This is a genomic window from Actinomadura sp. GC306 (assembly GCF_004348665.1).
Taxonomy (GTDB): Bacteria; Actinomycetota; Actinomycetes; order Streptosporangiales; family Streptosporangiaceae; genus Spirillospora.
Genome location: NZ_SMKM01000011.1, coordinates 30,394 through 49,979, shown reverse-complemented (window position 1 = coordinate 49,979; position 19,586 = coordinate 30,394). Strand labels below are relative to the sequence as shown.

The following is a 19,586-nucleotide window of genomic DNA, read 5'->3' as shown; positions in this document are numbered from 1 at the left end:
GACGGCGGGGGAGCGGCGTGTGCCGGCGGAGCGGACAGGGCCAGGGGCAGGGTTGCGAGGGCGAGCGCGAGCGACCAGGGCCTGCGGCGCATGCGGACCTCCGTGGGGGCGGGATCGGCCGGGGTTCCGCCCCCGATGGTGAGCGCCCCGGGGGGACGCGTCCATGTGGTCAAGTAACGAAAACGGGGCCCCGGCATGGACACGGACCAACGGAGACGGCCCGCTCGGAGAGGCCCCCGGGGGACCCCCTCCGAGCAGGCCGCCTGCGGTACGTTCGTGGCGCACCGCGATCACCAGCCCGACCCCGCGCCCGCCGGAGGCCCGATGTCCCTGCTCGACCAGCTGCTCGCCGCCCTCTCCGACGGGCGGGTGGAGATCGTCGACCTGACCGCCCCGCTGTCGGAGCGGACGCCGATCCTCCGGCTGCCGGAGCCGTTCGCCAACACGGTCCCGTTCCGGCTGGAGGAGATCAGCCGGTACGACGACCGCGGTCCCGCCTGGTACTGGAACAACCTCGTCACCGGCGAGCACGTCGGCACCCACTTCGACGCGCCCGTGCACTGGGCCACCGGACGCGACGGCGAGGACGTGTCGCAGGTGCCGCCGGGCAGGCTCGTCGCCCCGGCCGTCGTGCTGGACGCCTCCGCGCGCGCCGCCGCCGACCCCGACTTCCTGCTGGAGATCGAGCACGTCCGGGAATGGGAGGAGGCGCACGGGCCGCTGCCGGACGGCGGCTGGCTCCTCTTCCGCACCGGCTGGGACGCGCGCTCCGGCGACCAGGACACCTTCCTCAACGCCGACGAGAACGGCCCGCACACGCCCGGCGTCTCGGCCGAGTGCGCGCGGTGGCTCGCCGAGGAGACCCCCCTCATCGGCCTCGGCGTCGAGACCGTCGGCACCGACGCGGGCGGCGCGCACGCGTTCGACCCGCCGTTCCCCTGCCACTCCTACTTCCTCGGCGCCGGCAAGTACGGCCTCACCCAGCTGCAGAACCTCGACCGGCTCCCCGCCCGCGGCGCCGTGCTGCTCGCCTCGCCGCTGCCGATCGTCGGCGGCTCGGGCAGCCCCGCCCGCGTGCTCGCGCTGATCGAGCGATGAACGTCGCGGAGGCCGTGGGCGGCGCCCTCGCGCGCCTCGGCGCCGGCACCGTCTTCGGGGTCGTCGGCAGCGGGAACTTCCACGTCACCAACGCGCTCGTCGCGGGCGGCGCGCGGTTCGTCGCCGCCCGGCACGAGGGCGGCGCCGCCACGATGGCCGACGCGTACGCGCGGGTGAGCGGCGAACTCGGCGTGGTGTCGCTGCACCAGGGGCCGGGCCTCACCAACGCGGTCACCGGCATCGCCGAGGCCGCCAAGAGCCGCACGCCGCTGCTGGTGGTCGCGGGCGAGACGGCCGCCGGCGCGGTCCGCTCCAACTTCCGCGTCGACCAGGCGGCCATCGCGGCGGCGGTCGGCGCGGTCCCCGAGCGGGTCCACTCCCCGGAGACCGCGCTCGCCGACGTGGCCCGCGCCTGCCGCACGGCGGTCACCGAGCGCCGCACCGTCCTGCTGGGCCTCCCGCTCGACATCCAGGAGGCCGAGCACCCCGGCGACCCGGCGGAGCTCCCCGCCGCGCGCGGGCGGCCGGCCGTCCCGCCGCTGCCGGTGCCGCCGCCCGCCGCGGTCGCCCGCCTCGCCGACCTGCTCCAGGCCGCCGCGCGGCCGGTGTTCGTCGCTGGCCGCGGCGCGCGGCTGTCCGGCGCCCGCGAGCCGCTCGCCGAGCTGGCCGGGCGCTGCGGCGCGCTGCCGGCCACCTCCGCCGTCGCGCGGGGACTGTTCGCCGGCGACCCGTTCGCCCTGGACGTCAGCGGCGGGTTCGCCACCCCGGCCGCGGCGGAGCTGATCCGCGGCGCCGACCTCGTCGTCGGCTGGGGCTGCTCGCTGAACATGTGGACGACCCGGCACGGCGCCCTCGTCGCCCGGGACGCGCGGGTCGTCCAGGTCGACGTGGACGCCCGCGCGCTCGGCGCGCACCACCCCGTCGACCTCGGCCTCATCGGCGACGCCGCCGAGACCGCGCGGGCCGCCGCCGCGGAGCTGGCGGCGCGCGGGCACACCGCGACCGGCTACCGCACCCCGGAGGTGGCCGGCCGCCTCGCCCGGGAGGGGCGCTGGCAGGACGTCCCGTACGAGGAGCACCCCGCCGGGGACGACGACTCCGGCGGGCCCCGCATCGATCCGCGGACGCTGTCGATCGCGCTGGACGGCATGCTGCCCCGCGAGCGCACCGTCGCCGTCGACTCCGGCAACTTCATGGGCTACCCGGCGATGTTCCTGGACGTCCCCGACGCCGACGCGCTCGTGTTCACCCAGGCGTTCCAGTCGGTCGGGCTCGGCCTCGCCACCGCCATCGGCGCCGCCGTGGCCCGGCCCGGCCGCCTCACCGTCGCCGCGCTCGGGGACGGCGGCGCGCTGATGTCGGCCGCGGAGCTGGAGACGGCCGTCCGGCTGGGGCTGGACCTCCTCATCGTCGTCTACGACGACGAGGCGTACGGCGCGGAGGTGCACCACTTCGGCCCCGGCGGGCACCCGCTGGACACGGTGACGTTCCCGCCCGCCGACCTGGCCGCGATCGGCCGCGGGTTCGGCTGCGCGGCGGCGACCGTCCGGCGGCGGGCGGACCTCGCCGCGGTGTCGGAGTGGCTGGCGGGGCCGCGCGACCGCCCGATGCTCGTGGACGCCAAGGTCACCCGGGACCGTCCCGCCTGGTGGCTCGAAGAGGCGTTCCGCGGCCACTGACCGCCCGCCGCGGGAGCGGTGTAGGGGGGCGCCGCCCGGGCATGATCATGTCCGTGACCGACTCCCTGGGGACGGCCGGGACCGCGCGCCGGCATCGCCGCCGCCGCACCGTTGACGGATCTCGTCCCGCGCGTTTACCTTCGCGGCGGCCGTGCCTTACGTCACCCGCCCCCGAGGAGGAGAGATGACGCGCGGGCCGGAGCTCCCCCCGCTGGCCCGGTCGATGGCCGCGGAGTTCGCCGGGACGCTGATCCTGATCCTGTTCGGGGTCGGCGTCGTCGCGCAGGTCATCGCGGGCAGCGGGCTCGGCGAGCCGCAGAGCCTCGGCGACCACGACAGCATCTCGTGGGCGTGGGGCATCGGGGTCACGCTCGGCGTGTACGTGTCGGCCCGGATCAGCGGCGGGCACATCAACCCGGCCGTCACGGTCGCCCTCGCGGTGTTCAAGGGCTTCCCCTGGCGCAAGGTGCTGCCCTACTCCTTCGCCCAGATCCTCGGGGCGTTCGTCGGCGCGCTGATCGTCCGGTGGAACTACAGCGAGATCCTGCAGAAGTTCGACCCCGGCCTGACGGAGAAGTCGCACATCGTCTTCTCCACCATGCCCGGCAACGGGACGCTGCCGATCGGGACCTGGGGCGCGTTCCGCGACCAGATCATCGGCACCGCGATCCTGCTGTTCCTCGTGCTGGCGGTCACCGACCCGCGCAACGCGCCGCCGCTGGCGAACCTGGCGCCGTTCATCATCGGCCTCATCGTGGTGGCGATCGGGATGGCGTTCGGCTCGGCGGCCGGGTACGCGATCAACCCGGCCCGCGACATCGGCCCGCGGCTGGTCCAGTGGATGACGGGCTACGAGAGCCCGTGGAGCGATCAGTACGGAGATCTGTATTTCTGGGTCCCGATCGCGGGACCGCTCATCGGCGGCGTGATCGGGGCCGGCCTCTACATCCTCCTCGTCGGGCGCAACATCCCGGGCGAGGAGGAGGAGGCCGCGCCCACCGAACCGAAGCCGGAATACGACGTTTCCTGAAGGGAGAGTCCATGGCCGACTTCGTCGGAGCGCTGGACCAGGGCACCACGAGCACCCGCTTCATGATCTTCGACCACGCCGGCAATGAGGTCGCGCGGCACCAGCTGGAGCACGAGCAGATCCTGCCGCGGGCGGGGTGGGTCGAGCACGACCCCACCGAGATCTGGGAGCGGACCCGGTCGGTCATCCAGTCCGCCATGAACCGGGCGAACCTCACCCATGCCGACCTCGCGGCGGTCGGGATCACCAACCAGCGCGAGACCGCCGTGGTGTGGAACCGGCGGACCGGCCGCGCCTACCACAACGCGATCGTCTGGCAGGACACCCGCACCGACCGCATCGCCTCCGCCCTCGAACGCGACGGCAGGGGGGACACGATCCGGCACCGCGCCGGCCTGCCGCCCGCCACGTACTTCTCCGGCGGCAAGGTCCAGTGGATCCTGGAGAACGTCGACGGCGTCCGCGAGGCCGCCGAGAACGGCGACGCGCTCTTCGGCAACGTCGACACCTGGGTGCTGTGGAACCTGACCGGCGGGACGGACGGGGGCGTGCACGTCACCGACCCGACCAACGCCAGCCGCACCATGCTGATGGACCTGGAGACCCTCGACTGGGACGACCAGCTCCTGTCGTTCTTCGGCATCCCGCGGCGGATGCTCCCGGAGATCAAGCCGTCGTCGGCGCCCGACCCGTACGGGACGACCCGCGCCGACGGGCCCTTCGGCGGCGAGGTCCCGCTCACCGGCATCCTCGGCGACCAGCAGGCCGCGACGGTCGGGCAGGTGTGCTTCGCGCCCGGCGAGGCCAAGAACACCTACGGCACCGGCAACTTCCTCCTGCTCAACACCGGTGAGGAGCTCGTCAGGTCCAAGGCGGGGATGCTGACGACCGTCTGCTACCAGTTCGGCGACCAGCGGCCCGTCTACGCGCTGGAGGGGTCGATCGCGGTGACCGGGTCGGCGGTGCAGTGGCTGCGCGACCAGCTCGGCATCATCTCCGGCGCCGCCCAGAGCGAGTCGCTCGCCCGGCAGGTCGAGGACAACGGCGGGGTCTACTTCGTCCCCGCCTTCTCCGGCCTGTTCGCCCCGTACTGGCGCTCCGACGCCCGCGGCGCCATCGTCGGCCTGTCCCGCTACAACACCAACGCCCACCTGGCCCGCGCCACCCTCGAATCGATCTGCTACCAGTCCCGCGACGTCGTCGAGGCCATGCGCGAGGACTCCGGCGTCTCCCTGGACGTGCTCAAGGTCGACGGCGGGGTCACCGCCAACGAGCTGTGCATGCAGATGCAGGCCGACATCCTCGGCGTCCCGGTGTCGCGGCCCGTCGTCGCCGAGACCACCGCCCTGGGCGCCGCGTACGCGGCGGGGCTGGCCGTCGGGTTCTGGAACACCACCGACGAGCTCCGCCGGAACTGGAACGAGGACCGCCGCTGGGAGCCCACCTGGGACGAGGAGCGGCGCCGGGAGGGCTACGCCGGCTGGAAGAAGGCCGTCGAGCGCACCTACGGCTGGGTGGACGTGGACTGAATGCGACCGGAACACCGCGGCCCGCCCGCCCTTCGCCCTTCCCACCCGGACAGCCCGCCACCGGCCGGCGCGCCTTCGCCGGCCGCTACGAAAGGACTCCGATGACCCGACGCCGCCTCGCCTCCGCCGCCCTCGCCGCCGTGCTGGGCGCCGCCACGCTGGCCTCGGCCGGGGCCGCGCAGGCCGCCCCCGCCGCGCCCGCCGCTCCCGCGCCGCTCAGGGCCGACGTCGACTTCACCGGGATCGTCGCGCTCAGCAACTGCTCCGGCTCCCTCGTGCGCGGCCCGCGCACCCGCGACACCGACCGGGCGCTGGTCCTGACCAACGGCCACTGCCTGGAGACGGGCATGCCCGCGGCGGGCGAGGTCATCGTGGACCGGGACTCGTCCCGGACGTTCACGCTCCTCGACCGGACCGGCACCGAGGAGCTCGGCACGCTGCGCGCCACGCGGATCGAGTACGCCACGATGACCGACACCGACGTGGCCCTCTACCGGCTCGACACCACCTACGCCGCCATCCGCGAGCGCCACGGCGTCCCCGCGCTGCGCCTGTCGGTCGCCAGGCCGCACGACGGCACCCCGATCCGGGTCGTGTCGGGCTACTGGCGGACGATCTACGGCTGCAAGATCGACGCCACCGTCCACCGGCTGCGCGAGGCCGGCTGGACGTGGCAGAACTCCATCCGCTACACGCCGGACTGCCAGACGATCGGCGGCACGTCCGGCTCGCCGATCGTCGACGCGCGGACCCGCCGCGTCGTCGGCGTGAACAACACCGGCAACGAGGACGGCGAGCGCTGCACGCTGAACAACCCGTGCGAGGTGGACCGGCGCGGGAACGTCACCGTCCGCCAGGGGATCAACTACGGCCAGCAGACCTACCGGCTGGCCCGCTGCCTCGGCAAGGGCAACGACGTGGTGCTCGACGGGAAGTGCGCGCTGCCGAGGCCGTGACGGTCCCGCGGCCGGTGACCGGGCCCCCGGTCGCCGGCCGCGCCGGCGCGCCGGTCAGCGTTCGGTGAGGAGCCCCGTGCGGAGCCGCTCCAGCGTGGCGCGGAGCAGCCGCGAGACGTGCATCTGCGACAGCCCGATCTGCTCGGCGATCTGCGTCTGGGTCTTGTTGCCGAAGAAGCGCAGCAGCAGGATGGTCCGCTCCCGCTCGGGCAGCTCGTCGATCAGCGGGCGGAGGGCGTGCCCGTCGATGAAGGCGTCCAGGGCGGGGTCGTCCGAACCGAGGTACTCGCCGACGGTGCCGGCGTCGCCGTCGGGAGACCCGTCCGCCGGGGCCTCCAGGGACAGCGGCCGGTAGGCGTCGCAGGCGATGATGACCTCGACGGTCTCCTCTTCGGTGATGCCCATGAGGGAGGCGATCTCCGCCGTGGTGGGGGAGACGCCGTGCTCGCGGGTGTGCTCCTGGATGGTGCGCTGCAGGATCGGGCGCAGCTCCTGGATGCGCCGCGACACCCGGATGCCCCAGGTCTTGTCGCGGAAGTGCCGCTTCACCTCCCCGGTCACCACCGGGTAGGCGTAGGTGACGAACCGGTCGCCGATGCCCGGGTCGAACCGGTTGATGGCCTTGACCAGGCCGAGGTAGGCGACCTGCTGGAGGTCGTCGATGGGCTCCCCGCGGTTGGCGTACCGGCGCGCCACCCCGCGGACGAGCGGCGCGTGCATGTCGACGATGCGCGACCGCAGCCGTTCCCGCCGGGGATCTCCCTCCGCCAGCCGGTTCATCTCCGCCAGGAGGTTCTCGGCCTGTCCGTCGTTGAACCTCGTGGTGGGCTGCGCCGACGTCATGCGGACGTTCTCCCTTCCGGAGCGGGGCCGGCGAGGACAGGGGTGATCGCTCGGTCTGGACCCACTACCCGCCAAACGGTGGATCACACGGAAACCGCCTCCGGCGTGGGGAATCGGGCCGGTCCACGCCGACCGCGCCAGGTGGCCGCGGCAGGTGGAGACGCAGGAAGATGCCGAGGGGGCCGCCGGCCGGCGGCGCACGCCGCGCAGGCGGGGCCCGCCCCCGGGGTCGTGAAAGCTGGTGCGGCCCAGACTCGCAGCTCCGGGCAACCGGCTCGGAACTCGGCGAGTGGGCCGCGAACAGACTCTGCCCGCCCGGGCGCCTCGGTAAACCGGTAGGTGTCTCAATGTCCCGGTCCGGGAAGGGCCCGTCCGGCGGGAGTGCCGCCGCGGGGAGCGGGCACACCGGCCACCGGACGGCACGGGCGGCACGGCTGGCACGGGCGGTACGGACGGCGAGAGGGGCGGACGGCGGATGCGCGTCCTGGTGACGGGGTGGCCGAGTTTCCTGCACGGCGAGGCGACGGCGGGCGACGTCCTGGCGATGGAGGCGGTGCGGCGGGCGCTCGCCGGCGCCGGGGTGCGGTGCGAGCTGGCGTGGAGCCCGGTGCTCCGGCCGGGCGGCCTGGACCTCGACCGCGCCGACCCCGGCCGCTACACCCACCTGGTGTTCGCCTGCGGCCCGCTGCACGGCCCGCAGGTCGAGGAGCTGCACCGCCGGTACGCCCGCTGCACGCGCGTCGCCGTCGGGGTCTCGGTCATCGACCCCGCCGGCCCCGCGGTCACCGGTTTCGACGCGGTCCTCGCCCGCGACGCGCCCGCGGCGCCGCCGCGGACCGATCTGGCCGCGCTGCCGGAGACCCCGCGGGTGCCCGTCGCGGGGGTCGTGCTGGCGCCCGGCCAGGCGGAGTACGGGACGCGGCGGCTGCACGACCGGGTCGAGCGGGAGCTGACGGAGTGGCTCGCCGCCCGGGAGTGCGCCCGGCTGCCCCTGGACACGCGGCTCGACCCGCGCGACTGGCGGCTGTGCACGACGGCGGCCGAGCTGGAGTCGGTGCTGCGCAGGCTCGACCTGGTGGTCACCACGCGCCTGCACGGGCTGGTCCTGGCGCTGAAGAACGGGGTGCCCGCGCTGGCCGTCGACCCGGTGCGCGGGGGCGCGAAGGTCACCGCGCAGGCGCGGGCGTGGTCGTGGCCGGCCGTCGTGACCGTCGGCGAACGCGGCACCGGGCAGGACGGGCCGCTGCTGGACCCGGACGAGCTCGACCGCTGGTGGGACTGGTGCCGGTCACCGGAAGGCGTGCCGGGGCCGGCCCCCGGCACGCCCTTGATCGGTGAGCTGCTGGCGGTCCTGGGCGTCCGCTGAGGACGGCCCCGCCGGGTCACGCCGGGCGGGCGGCAGGGAGCTGCCCGGCGAACCATTCGATCGTGGCGCGCAGGCCGTCCTCGACCGAGACGCGGGGGCGCCAGCCCAGCGCCTCCTCGGCGAGCGTGGTGTCGGGCCGCCGGACGCGCGGGTCGTCCTCCGGCAGGTCGACGAAGCGCAGCCGGGACCGCGACCCGGTCAGCTCGATGATCAGCCGGGCGAGCTCGGCCATGGACACCTCGTAGGGGCTGCCGATGTTGACCGGCCCGGGGTGGCCGGCCGTCGCGAGCGCCATGATGCCCCGGACGGTGTCGTCCACATGGCAGATCGAGCGGGTCTGCGAGCCGTCGCCGGTGACCGTGAGGTCCTCCCCGGTCAGCGCCTGCCGCACGAACGTCGGGATGGCGCGGCCGTCGTCGGGCCGCATCCGCGGGCCGTAGCTGTTGAAGATCCGCGCGATCGCGGTGTCGAGGCCGCGGGAGTGCCGGAACGCCGACGTCAGCGCCTCCCCGAACCGCTTGGCCTCGTCGTAGACGCTGCGCGGCCCGACCGGGTTCACGTTGCCCCAGTACGACTCGGGCTGCGGGTGCACGAGCGGGTCCCCGTACACCTCGGACGTGGACGCCAGCACGAACCGGGCGCCCTTGGCCTCGGCGAGGCCGAGCGCGTTGCGGGTGCCGAGGCTGCCGACCTCCAGCGTCTGGATCGGCAGCCGCAGGTAGTCGGCCGGGGACGCCGCCGAGGCCAGGTGGAACACGTAGCCGACCTCGCCGGGCACGTGCACCGGCTCGGTGAGGTCGCGCCTCAGGAACCGGAAGTCGCGCCGTTCGGCCAGGTGGGCGATGTTGCGGGACGTGCCGGTCAGCAGGTTGTCCAGGCACACCACGGAGATGCCCCGGTCCAGCAGGGCCTCGCACAGGTGCGAGCCGAGGAAGCCGGAGCCTCCGGTGACGACGGCGCGTGGGTGTCTCATGATGTCCCCCTCAGCGGTTGGCGGTGAGCGCTCGGCCCGCGGCTTCGACGGCCTGGCCCGCGGAGATCTCCAGCAGCCCCGGGTCGGGCTCGCGGCCGTGCGGGTCTCCCGGCCGCCCGGCCCACAGGACCAGGTGCTCCGCCCGGTCCGGCGGGCCCCACCGGGCCGGGGGCGTCGGGCCGAACAGCAGGACCGACGGCGTCCGGTACGCGGTCGCGAGGTGGGCGACGCCGGTGTCGCCGCACACCACGAGCCGCGCCGCCGCGACGAGCGCGGCCAGCTCCGCCAGGCCGGTGCGGCCCGACAGGTCGGCAGCGCCGCCGAGCCCGGCGAGCTCCACGACGCGCCGCGCGAGTCCCGCCTCGCCGGGGCCGCCGGTGACGACGACGCGCTCGCCGCGGCCGCGCAGCGCGCGCGCGACGGCCGCGAACCGCTCGGCGGGCCAGCGGCGCGCCGGGTACGCCGCGCCCGGATGGACGACGACGGCGCCCGGCGCGGGCGACGGCTCCGGCGGCGCGGGCAGGTCCAGGTCGGCGGGGTCGGCGCCGAACCCGTACGCCGACACGAGCCGGCACCATCGCGCGACCTCGTGCTCGGCGGGATCCCAGGCGGGGCCGCCGGTGTGGCCCGCCTCGGCGCAGGCGAACGCCACGAGGCGGTCCGGCCGCGGCCCGGCCAGGACGCGGTGGCTCTGCGGGCCGCTGCCGTGCAGGTTGACCGCGAGGTCCACCGGGCCTAAGTGCGGCAGCGGGGCCAGCCGGTCCACCGGCAGGACGTCGTCGACCGCACCGCTGGCGCGGGCGATGAAGCCGAGCGCGGCCGGTGCGGCGAGCGTGATCCGCGCGCCGGGCGCCCCGCGGCGCAGAGCCCGCAGCGCCGGGACGCCGGTCAGCAGGTCGCCGAGGCCGAGCGCGCGCAGCACCAGGACCCGGTGGCCCGTCACGGCCACGACGGTTCCTGCGACGGGCAGACGACCATCTCCCGCACCTCGCAGCCCGCGGGCTGGGACAGCGCGAACGCCACCGTCGCCGCCACGTCCTCGGGGCGGTTGAGCTTCGCGTCCGGACCGGGCTTGTACTGCTCGGTGCGGTCGTCGAAGAACGCGGTGTCCATGCCGCCGGGCACGACCATGGTGACCGCGACGCGGCCCGCCATCTCCACGGCGAGGGCCCGGGTGAACCCGACGACGCCGAACTTGGACGCGCAGTACGCGGTCGCGTCGCTCACCGCCCGGAACCCCAGCGTCGACGCGACGGTCACGACCCGCCCGTGCGGCTCGTTCTCCAGGTAGGGGAGCGCGGCCCGGACGACGGCGGCGGTGCCGAGCAGGTTCACCTGCACGACCCGCTCCCAGTCCTCGGCGGGGACCTCGCACAGCGTCCCGCAGGCGTCGATGCCCGCGGCGGTGACGACCGCGTTCAGCCCGCCGGCGGCGCGGGCCAGGCCGTGCACGGCCCGCTCGGCGCACCGCCGGTCGGCCAGGTCGGCCTGCATGTACTCGAACTCGTCCTTCGGCGGGTGCCGGTCGAGGACGAGCGGCCGCCCGCCGTCGGCCGCGACCCTGCGCGCGACGGCCGCGCCGAGTCCGGAGGCGCCACCGGTGATGAGGACGTTCATGACGCGTTTCCCTTCGTGGTGGACAGCAGCCGGGTGGTGGACCGCCCCTCCAGCAGGGGGAGCAGGACCACCTCCCCGTCATGGGCCCGGACCGTCTCGGCCTCGGGCAGCGTGGTTCCGGCGTAGTCGGCGCCCTTCACCCACACGTCCGGGCGCAGCCGCTCCAGCAGCGGGGCGGGCGTGTCGTCGTCGAACACCAGCGCGGCGTCGACGTCGCTGAGCGCCTCCAGGACCCGGACGCGGTCGGCGGCGGGCGTCACCGGGCGGGTCGGCCCCTTGCGCCGCCGGACCGAGGCGTCGGAGTTGACGCACACGATCAGGCAGTCGCCGAGCCGCCGCGCCTGCTGCAGCATGCTGACGTGCCCGGCGTGCAGCAGGTCGAAGCAGCCGCCGGTCGCCACGACCGTCCCGCCGGCCCGCCGCGTCCGCTCGACGATGTCCCAGGCGTCCTCGCCGCGCTCGGGGACGAGCCGCGCGGTGCCGGTCTCGGCGAGCTGCGCCGCGACGCCCGCGGCGGCCCCGGCGCGGACGAACTCCGAGGCGAGGTCGACGCCCTCGGTGACGGCGTCGGCGAGCGACCCGCCGTCGGCGAGCGCGCCCGCGGCGCCCGCCGCGAAGCTGTCGCCCGCGCCGCACGAGTCGCCGCGGGCGGGCCGCGCCGGCGCCAGCAGCGGCGCCTCCGACCCGTCGCACAGCAGCGCGCCCTCCGAGCCGAGCGTGACCGCGACGCCCTCGATGCCCCAGGCGCCGGCCAGGTACCGGCCGCACCGCCCCGCCGCCGACAGCCCCGTCCCGGTGACCTCGGCGCCGCACGCGGCGGCGAGCCGGGCGGCCTCGGCCGCGTTCGGGGTGAGGAGCCGCACGCCCGGGACGGGCGCCTCGCCGCGCGGATGCGGGTCCCACACGACGGGGACCTCCGCGGGGAGCCCGCTCAGCAGGGACCGGACGGCGCGGTGCCGGGTGACGCCGCGGCCGTAGTCGGCGACCAGCACCGCGCCCGCCCCGGCGATGGCGTCGGTGACGCGCGGGCCGACGGGCCCGTCGAGGGCCTGCCCTTCCCCGGCGTCCAGGCGCGCCACCGACTGGCCGCCGGACCGGATGCGCAGCTTGCAGGGGGTGCCGCCGTGCAGGTGCAGGGCGGCGACCTCCATGTGCTTCTCGAGCATCGCGCGCAGCCGCCGGCCGGGCTCGTCGTCGGCGAGGGCGGTGACGAGCACCACCTCGCGCCCGGCATTGCCCGGTTGCAGGGCCGCGAGCAGCGCCGCCAGCCCGGCGCCGCCCGGGCGGGGCAGCTCCTCGGCCTGCTCGACGACGGGCACGGGCGCGTCCGGGCAGAGCCGGCTGCTGCTGCCGACGATGTCGATGTCGAGCAGGACGTCCCCGACGACCACCAGCGGGGCGGTCATGGCGTCACCCCCAGAGCGTCGTCGATCACCCCGCACAGCAGGTGGATCGCGGCGAGGTGGATCTCCTGGACGGTCGAGGTGGCGGCCGCGTCCACGGTGACGGCGTCGTCGCACGCGCCGGCGAGGGCGTTCGGCCCCGGCCCGGTGATCGCCCACGCGGTGATGCCGAGGTGCCGGGCCGCGCGCGCCGCCGCGATCACGTTGGGGCTGCGGCCGCTGGTCGACAGGCACACCAGCACGTCGCCGGGCCGCCCGTGCGCCTGCACCTGCCGCGCGAAGACGCTGGCGTGGCCGTAGTCGTTGCCGATGGCGGTGACCGACGAGGTGTCGCCGTGCAGCGGGATCGCCGACAGCGGCCGCCGCTCGTCCTCGAACCGGCCGACGAGCTCGGCGGTCAGGTGCTGCGCCTCGGCGGCGCTGCCGCCGTTGCCGCACGCCAGCAGCCGCCCGCCGCCGCGCAGGACGCCGGCGAGGCGCCGCCCCCACGCCTCGATGGTGGGGACCTGCTCGCGGAACCGCAGCGCGGCCTCGGCGAGCGCCTCCAGCCGCCGGTCCTGCGGGGTCGCGGTCCTGGTGCGGGCGGGGGCCGTCATGCGGGCACCTCGCTCCGCGCCGCGGCGTGCCGGTAGACCTCGGTGGTGCCGGCGGCGACGCTCGCCCAGGAGTAGCGCTCGCGCGCCCGGCCGGCGGCGGCGATCCCCATCGCGGCCCGCGCGTCCGGATCGTCGAGCAGCGCCCGGACCGCGCGGGCGGCGGCCTCGGGGTCGCGCGGCCGGACGAGGGTCCCGGTGACGCCGTCCACCACGGTGTCGAGGTGCCCGCCGACGGCGCTCGCCACGACCGGGACGCCGCAGGCCATCGCCTCCAGCGGCACCATCCCGAACGGCTCGTACCAGGGGAGGGTGAGCACGAGGCTCGCCGACCGCAGCAGCGCGGGCACCTCGGCGCGGCCGAGCCGGCCGAGGAACTCCACGCGGCCGGACACGCCCGCCTCCCGCGCGACCGCCCGCAGGCGGCGCACCTCGGGGTCGCCGTCGAGGCCGCCGTGCGGCGGTCCGCCGGCGACGGCGAGCTCGGCGTCCGGCAGGTGCGCCAGCGCGCGGATGGCGGTGTCGACGCCCTTGCGCTCGACGAGCCGCGACAGCACCACCAGGCGGTGCCGGCCGCCGGGCGCGGGCCCGGCCGCGCCGCCGCCGGGCGAGAACAGGCCGAGGTCGACGCCGCACGGGACCACCCGGACGCGGTCGCGGGGCACGCCCATCGCGGTCAGCTCGGCGACCTCGTCCGAGCAGGTCGCGATCACGGTGTCGGCGGCGCGGCCGAGCGCGCGCTCCAGCCGCACCCGGGACGCCGGGCTGGTGTCCCTGCCGCCCTGGTGGCGGCGCTTGACGGTGCCGAGCGCGTGGTAGGTCTGCACGACCGGCACGCGCGGCGCCGCGGGCGGCTGCGCGGCCTGGACCGCCGCGAGGCCGCTCATCCAGAAGTGGGCGTGCGCGACGTCCGGTGGATCCGCCGACCAGCGGTGCTCCAGGTAGCGCCCGAAGTCGTGCATCCAGGGCAGCAGCTCGTCCTTGGCGATGCGCTCGGGCGGGCCCGCCGGGACGTGCTCGACGGTCACGCCGGGCGCGAGCCGCACCCGGTCCGGCGGGCCGGGCGCGTCCCGCCGCGTGTAGACGGTGACGTAGTGCCCCTGCCGGCCGAGTTCGGCGGCCAGTTCCGCGACGAACACGTTCTGCCCGCCGCCGTCCGCTCCGCCGAGTCCCGCGGGGCCGCCTAGGGCGGCGAGCGGGCTGGCGTGCTCGGAGATCATGGCTATCCTCATCGCGCTACCTCCTGGAGAGTTCGCCGCCAGTCGCGCAGGAACCGCGGCAGGCCGTACCGCTCGACGGCGTAGGCCCGCGCCTCCTTGCCCATCTGGCGGGCTCGCGGCGGGTCGGCAGCCAGGCTGCGCGCGGCGTCGGCGAGTGCGGCGACGCGCGTGGACAGCACCCCGGTCTCCGGCGGCACCGCCTCGACCGCCTCGGTGGTGGCGAGCGCCACCACCGGCAGGCCGAGCATCATGGCCTCGATCAGGGCGAGGCCGAGCGAGGTCCACCGGTAGGGGTGGACGTAGACGCGGCGGCGGGCGAGCAGCTCGTGCATCTGCGCCTGCGGCAGGTCCTCGAACGTCCAGAGGGATTCGGGGGCGATCCCGAGCCGTTCGGGGGCGTCCCGCACGTTCATGCCGAACAGGTCGAGGGGGACGGCCGCCGCGAGCTCGGGCAGCAGGTCGGTGCCGGCGACGCGGCCGCGGCGCAGCGGGTCGTTGACGACCACGCCCGCGCGCGGCAGCTCGCCGGTGTACCGGTGGCCGGGGTCGACGACGCCGTGCTCGATGACCCTGACCGGTGCCCGCCCGCAGTTCCAGAACAGCCGGTTGAAATGGGTGACGTGGACGACCGGGATGTCGGAGCGGTCGTGCAGGAAGTGCCGGCTGTCGGGCACGACCTCCTCGGGCATGCCGATGTCGGACGGGGTCCGGCGGGGAGTGTCGTGCTCGACGTAGACGGCGGGGACGTCGCGTCCGGGCCGGCGCCCCAGCCACTCCTCGGCCAGCCGCAGCTCATGGGGCCGCTGCAGCACGACGACGTCGACGTCCTCGTGGCGGAGCCGCTCCGGCGCGACCTCGACCGCGCGGCCGGGCCAGTGGAAGGTGTCGGGCCGCCCCTTCCCGTCGGCGTCCCGGCCGGGGGTCGCGGGGACGAGCGTGGTCTGCGGCCCGTGGACGAACGACGTCGCCCAAGAGCCGTGCACGTGCCACATCAGCACTCTCACCGGGTGGGCACCTCCTCGACCGAGGCCACGATCTCCACGGCCGCGGCGGCCTCGTCCGCGCGGACCGACGCCAGGCAGGGATGCCCCTCGACCGGGCATTCGCGGGCGCGGCTGTCCTTGCACGGCGCCATCTGGTCGCCGAGCAGCGCCATCGGGACGCCGAACGGCGCCCACCGGGCCGCGGGCACGGTCGGCGCGAACAGCGACACGACCGGCGTCCCGACGGCCGCGGCGAGGTGCGCGGGGCCGGTGTTGCCGGCGATCACGGCGCACGCGCCCCGCAGCACCGACGCCAGCTCGGCGAGCGACGTCCGGCCGCCGAGGTCGAGGCCGTCCTCGCCGGCGACGAGCGCGGTCAGCTCCTTCTCCTCCCCGTGGCCGGTGACGACGACGCGGCGGCCCGCGGCGCGCAGCAGCCGGACGGCCTCTGCGCAGCGCTCCGGCGGCCAGGCCCGCGCGGGCACGGACGTGCCCGGGTGCACGACGACGTACCCGGGGCCGCCGGTGAGGTGGTCGGTGTCCGGGAGCGGCTCCCGCACCCGCAGCCGGGTGTCGGCCGGGGCGGGGAACCCGGCGTCCTCCGCGAGCGACAGCATCCGCAGCGGCTCGGGCATGTCCTCGCCGGGGCGGTGCCGCAGGTCGAGCAGCGACCCGGGGTAGTCCTCGCTGATGCCGCCGATCCACGGCGTCCCGGCCAGCCGCAGCAGCAGCGCCAGCGGCAGCGGCGACTGGTGGAACGAGGTCAGGATCAGCGCCCGGTCGAAGCCGCGGAGCCGGCGGGTGATGCCGTCGATGTCGTCCCGCTCGACCGGCACCCGGTCCGGGTCGATCCACGGCGCGCACCACTCGATGACGCGGTCGACGCCGGGCAGCAGGTCGGCGGCCGCGCGCCCGCGCGGGCCGCACAGCAGCACGACCTCGTCGGCGCGTCCGGCGACCGCCCGCACGGCCGGGCCGGCGAGCAGCACGTCGCCGATGTTGTCCTGGCGGGCGACGAGGACCTTCATCGGCGCCGCCTTCCGCCGAGGACCAGATCGACGGCCGCGCGGAGCGTCGGCGCCGTCTCGGCCGCGCTCGCCACCTCTTCGGGGCGGGTGCGGCGGGTCGGGACGAGGATGCCGCGCGCGCCGGCCGCGGCCGCGGCCTCGACGTCCCCGCCGATGTCGCCGATGACGGCGCAGTCGGACGGGCGCGCCCCGAGCCGCCGGGCCGCGCGCTCGATCATCGCCGGCCGCGGCTTGCGGCACTCGCAGCCGTCGCCGCCGTCGTGCGGGCAGAACTCCCACACGTCGAACCGGCCGAGGATCCGCTCGACCCGCGCGTTGACGCGCCGGACGTCCCCGGCGGTGATGAGGCCCTTCGCCACGCCCGACTGGTTGGACACGACGCCGATCAGCACGCCGTGCCGCCGCAGCCGGTCCAGGGCGCGGCGCGCCCCCGGCATCGGCTCCACCCGCTCCGGGTCCCCGTTGTAGGGGACGTCGCGGATGAGCGTGTCGTCGCGGTCGAACAGCACGACCCGCGGCCCGCCCCAGGGCCGTGCCCCGCGATGGACGGCCAGGCCGCGCACCCGGTGCCACACCGCGGCGGGCGGGATGGCGGCGCTGGTCACCAGCATCTTCGCGACCTCCCCGGGCGTCCGCGGGCCAGGCCGGATCCGCCGGTGGGCGAACCCGGCGGTCAGCGCGCCCCAGACGCCTCCGGCGGCCAGCGCGGCGGCCCGGCCGCGGCGGCCGCGCAGCACCGCGGGCGATCCGGCGGCGGCCAGGGCGGCGGCGGTGGTGAGGACGTGGCGGCGGAGCATGCCGCGGCCCTCGCCGGCGCGCTCGCGCCACGAGCCGCCGTGGACCCGCCACATGAGGACGTCGTCGGCGTTGCCCGCCTGCGCCCGCACCGACGCCCAGAAGCCGGCGGGCCGGACCGGGTGGGTCACCCTCCGCTCGCCGAGGACGAGCCCGTGCCCGGCGTCCATGGCGCGCAGCGCCAGGTCCGCGTCCTCGCGGTAGGCGCGGCGGAACCGCTCGTCGAAACCGCCCAGCTCGGCGAGGACGCCGCGGCGGTAGGCCATGTCGGCGGTGATCCACTCCGCGTCCGCGAGGGCCGCGGTGTTGCGCTCCCAGTCGGTCGGGGCCCGGCCGTCCGGCGGCGGGACCGTGACGCGGCCCTGGGAGCCGCCCACCTGGGGCGCCAGGTCCGCGAGGTCCGCGGCGAGGGCGGCGGGCCAGTCCGGCGCGGGGACGACGTCGTCGTCCAGGAAGGCGACCCACCCGGCCGCGGCGGCGCGCCAGCCCGCGTTCCGGGCGGCGGCGGGCCCGCGGCCCCCCGAGCGGATCACCCGGACCTCCGGCCCGGCCGGCGGCATGTCCGCGGGCAGGGGGAGCGGCGCTCCGGGCGCGGGACGGTCGTCCACGACGACGATCTCGCGGATCGCGGGCCGCGCCGCGCCGCCGAGCCCGGCGAGCAGCGCCCGCAGCGTGCCGCGCAGGCTCTCCCGGCCGATCGTCGGGATGACGACGGTGATGCCGTCGGCGGGTCGGCTCATCGGGCGTGCACCTCCCGTCGGCGGACGACGAACGGCCCGATGGCCAGCAGGTCCACCGGGGCGGAGCCGAAGCACTCCAGCGCGTCCCGCGGGTCGTCGACCATGGGGCGCCCGGCGGTGTTCAGGCTCGTGTTGACGACCACCGGCAGGCCGGTCCGGTCGCGGAACTCCGCCAGCAGCCGCGCGACAAGGGGCTCGTCGGCGGCGTCGACCGTCTGGATCCGGGCGGTGCCGTCCACGTGGACGACCGCGGGGATCCGCTCGCGCCAGCCGGGCCGCACCCGTTGGACGAACAGCATGTACGGGCTGGGCAGCGGCCCGTCGAAGACCTCCGCCGCCTGGTCGAGCGCGACCATCGGCGCGATCGGCCGGAACTGCTCGCGGCCCTTCACGTCGTTGAGCCGCTCCAGGTTCTCCTCGTGGCCCGGGTGGGCGAGCAGCGACCGGTGGCCGAGCGCGCGCGGCCCGAACTCGGACCGCCCCTGGAACCACGCCACGATCTCGTTGCGGGCGAGGGCGCCGGCCACCTCCGCGGCCAGGTCGCCGGGACGCTCGTACGGGATCCTGGCGGTGTCCAGGAAGGCCGCGATCTCCCGGTCGTCCCACCGGCGCCCGAGATCGGCGCCGGGCATGGCCGACGGCGGGTCGCCGCCCGCCTGCGCGACGTGCAGCGCGGCGCCGAGCGCCGTGCCGGCGTCGCCCGCGGCGGGCTGCACCCAGATGTCGTCGTAGGGCCCCGCCTCGGCGAGCCGCGAGTTCGCGACGCAGTTGAGGGCGACGCCGCCGGCGAGCATCAGCCGACGGGAGCCGGTGCGGCCGTGCAGCCAGGACGCCAGGTCCAGCAGGACCTCTTCGAGACGGGCCTGGACGCTCGCGGCGAGGTCGGCGTGGTCGCGGGTCCACTCGCCGTCCGGCGGGCGGGGCTTGGCCAGCGCGCCCCAGTCGATGCCCGCGACGGCGAAGCCGCCGTCCCCGGTGGCGTGGACGTGCTCGCGCAGCTCGTTCAGGAAGCGCGGCTCGCCGTAGGAGGCCAGCGCCATGACCTTGTACTCGTCGCTGGAGCGCAGGAAGCCGAGGTGCTGGGTGAGGTCCTCGTACATGAGGCCGAGCGAGTGGGGGAGGCGCTGCGCGCGCAGCGGGTTCAGGACGCCGCCCTCGTAGGTCCCGGCGAGGTGCGAGTGCGACTCGCCGCGGCCGTCCAGGACCAGGACGTCGCCGTCGCCGGGGCCGGGCGCGGCGAGCGCGGCGGACGCGGCGTGCGCCACGTGGTGCGGCACGTACCGCACGATCCCCGGGTCGAGGCCCGGCAGCGCGGTCGCCAGGAAGTTCGGCGCCCGCCGCGCGTACAGCGTCCGCAGCCTCTCCCACTGGACGTCGTGCCCGTCCAGCCCGGGCTCGACGAGGTCCGGGTCGTAGGAGTAGGCGACGGCGTCGAGGTCGCCGGGCTCCAGCCCGGCCTCGGCGAGGCACCAGCGGGCGGCCTGCTCCGGCAGTTCCCAGCCGGCGAAGGGCACCGGCCGCTTGCCGTGCTTGCGGCGGCTGAAGCGCTCCTCCTCCGCCGCCGCGACGACGGCCCCGTCGACGACCAGTGCGGCCGCCGGGTCATGAAAGATCGCATTGATTCCGAGCACGCGCATATGAGCCCCGTTTCGGCGCTGCAATCGGTGGTGTACCGGTGACGTCGTCGTGGGCACCGGTGCTTGGCGGGTCTATCGAGAAGCAAATCCCCTATA

Annotated in this window: 17 protein-coding genes; 6 read left to right on the top strand and 11 right to left on the bottom strand. The window is 76.2% G+C overall.

Annotation, left to right across the window (positions count from 1 at the left end; all coding sequences use genetic code 11):
• Positions 1–276 precede the first annotated feature (276 nt).
• The 5 genes from E1200_RS03250 (at position 277) to E1200_RS03230 (ending at position 6,292) form a co-directional block, all read left to right on the top strand.
• A complete protein-coding gene (locus tag E1200_RS03250; RefSeq protein ID WP_243708314.1) occupies positions 277–1,098 on the top strand; it encodes a cyclase family protein in 822 nt (273 codons plus the stop codon).
• Positions 1,095–2,777, top strand: a complete 1,683-nt coding sequence (locus E1200_RS03245; RefSeq protein WP_131950259.1) for a thiamine pyrophosphate-binding protein — start codon at positions 1,095–1,097, stop codon at positions 2,775–2,777. Before E1200_RS03250 ends, E1200_RS03245 begins: the two co-directional genes overlap by 4 nt.
• Before the next feature lie 184 nt (positions 2,778–2,961).
• On the top strand, positions 2,962–3,807 hold the full coding sequence (locus tag E1200_RS03240; RefSeq protein ID WP_131950258.1) for an MIP/aquaporin family protein: 846 nt from the start codon (positions 2,962–2,964) through the stop codon (positions 3,805–3,807).
• A gap of 11 nt (positions 3,808–3,818) precedes the next feature.
• Entirely contained in the window at positions 3,819–5,336 is a 1,518-nt protein-coding gene (gene glpK / locus E1200_RS03235; RefSeq protein ID WP_131950257.1) for a glycerol kinase GlpK, read from the top strand.
• A gap of 101 nt (positions 5,337–5,437) precedes the next feature.
• Positions 5,438–6,292, top strand: coding sequence for a serine protease (locus E1200_RS03230; RefSeq protein WP_131950256.1), 855 nt, complete (start codon positions 5,438–5,440; stop codon positions 6,290–6,292).
• 54 nt (positions 6,293–6,346) lie between these two features.
• Here E1200_RS03230 and E1200_RS03225 read toward each other — a convergent pair whose 3' ends face one another.
• Complete coding sequence (locus tag E1200_RS03225) at positions 6,347–7,135, bottom strand: SigB/SigF/SigG family RNA polymerase sigma factor (RefSeq protein ID WP_131950255.1); 789 nt, start codon at positions 7,133–7,135, stop codon at positions 6,347–6,349.
• A gap of 475 nt (positions 7,136–7,610) precedes the next feature.
• Here E1200_RS03225 and E1200_RS03220 point away from each other — a divergent pair, with 475 nt between their 5' ends.
• Entirely contained in the window at positions 7,611–8,501 is an 891-nt protein-coding gene (locus E1200_RS03220; protein ID WP_131950254.1) for a polysaccharide pyruvyl transferase family protein, read from the top strand.
• Positions 8,502–8,517: 16 nt separating this feature from the next.
• On the opposite strand, the gene E1200_RS03215 is transcribed toward E1200_RS03220, so the two are convergent.
• The 10 genes from E1200_RS03215 to E1200_RS03170 are packed head-to-tail and all read right to left on the bottom strand — an operon-like array spanning position 8,518 to position 19,490.
• Entirely contained in the window at positions 8,518–9,474 is a 957-nt protein-coding gene (locus E1200_RS03215) for an NAD-dependent epimerase/dehydratase family protein (RefSeq protein WP_131950253.1), read from the bottom strand.
• Positions 9,475–9,484: 10 nt separating this feature from the next.
• On the bottom strand, positions 9,485–10,423 hold the full coding sequence (locus E1200_RS03210) for a glycosyltransferase family 9 protein (RefSeq protein WP_131950252.1): 939 nt from the start codon (positions 10,421–10,423) through the stop codon (positions 9,485–9,487).
• Positions 10,414–11,091, bottom strand: coding sequence for an SDR family oxidoreductase (locus E1200_RS03205; RefSeq protein ID WP_131950251.1), 678 nt, complete (start codon positions 11,089–11,091; stop codon positions 10,414–10,416). The genes E1200_RS03210 and E1200_RS03205 overlap by 10 nt, the downstream gene beginning before the upstream one ends.
• A complete protein-coding gene (locus tag E1200_RS03200) occupies positions 11,088–12,497 on the bottom strand; it encodes a PfkB family carbohydrate kinase (RefSeq protein ID WP_131950250.1) in 1,410 nt (469 codons plus the stop codon). The genes E1200_RS03205 and E1200_RS03200 overlap by 4 nt, the downstream gene beginning before the upstream one ends.
• On the bottom strand, positions 12,494–13,090 hold the full coding sequence (locus E1200_RS03195; protein WP_131950249.1) for an SIS domain-containing protein: 597 nt from the start codon (positions 13,088–13,090) through the stop codon (positions 12,494–12,496). The genes E1200_RS03200 and E1200_RS03195 overlap by 4 nt, the downstream gene beginning before the upstream one ends.
• A complete protein-coding gene (locus E1200_RS03190) occupies positions 13,087–14,319 on the bottom strand; it encodes a glycosyltransferase (RefSeq protein WP_131950248.1) in 1,233 nt (410 codons plus the stop codon). The genes E1200_RS03195 and E1200_RS03190 overlap by 4 nt, the downstream gene beginning before the upstream one ends.
• Complete coding sequence (locus E1200_RS03185; protein ID WP_243708313.1) at positions 14,316–15,311, bottom strand: glycosyltransferase family 4 protein; 996 nt, start codon at positions 15,309–15,311, stop codon at positions 14,316–14,318. Before E1200_RS03185 ends, E1200_RS03190 begins: the two co-directional genes overlap by 4 nt.
• On the bottom strand, positions 15,308–16,318 hold the full coding sequence (locus E1200_RS03180; protein WP_131950246.1) for a glycosyltransferase family 9 protein: 1,011 nt from the start codon (positions 16,316–16,318) through the stop codon (positions 15,308–15,310). Before E1200_RS03180 ends, E1200_RS03185 begins: the two co-directional genes overlap by 4 nt.
• Complete coding sequence (locus E1200_RS03175; RefSeq protein WP_131950245.1) at positions 16,315–17,853, bottom strand: HAD-IIIA family hydrolase; 1,539 nt, start codon at positions 17,851–17,853, stop codon at positions 16,315–16,317. Before E1200_RS03175 ends, E1200_RS03180 begins: the two co-directional genes overlap by 4 nt.
• Positions 17,850–19,490 (bottom strand): carbamoyltransferase C-terminal domain-containing protein, encoded by a 1,641-nt coding sequence (locus tag E1200_RS03170; protein ID WP_131950244.1) that lies wholly within the window; start codon positions 19,488–19,490, stop codon positions 17,850–17,852. The genes E1200_RS03175 and E1200_RS03170 overlap by 4 nt, the downstream gene beginning before the upstream one ends.
• Positions 19,491–19,586: the final 96 nt, after the last annotated feature.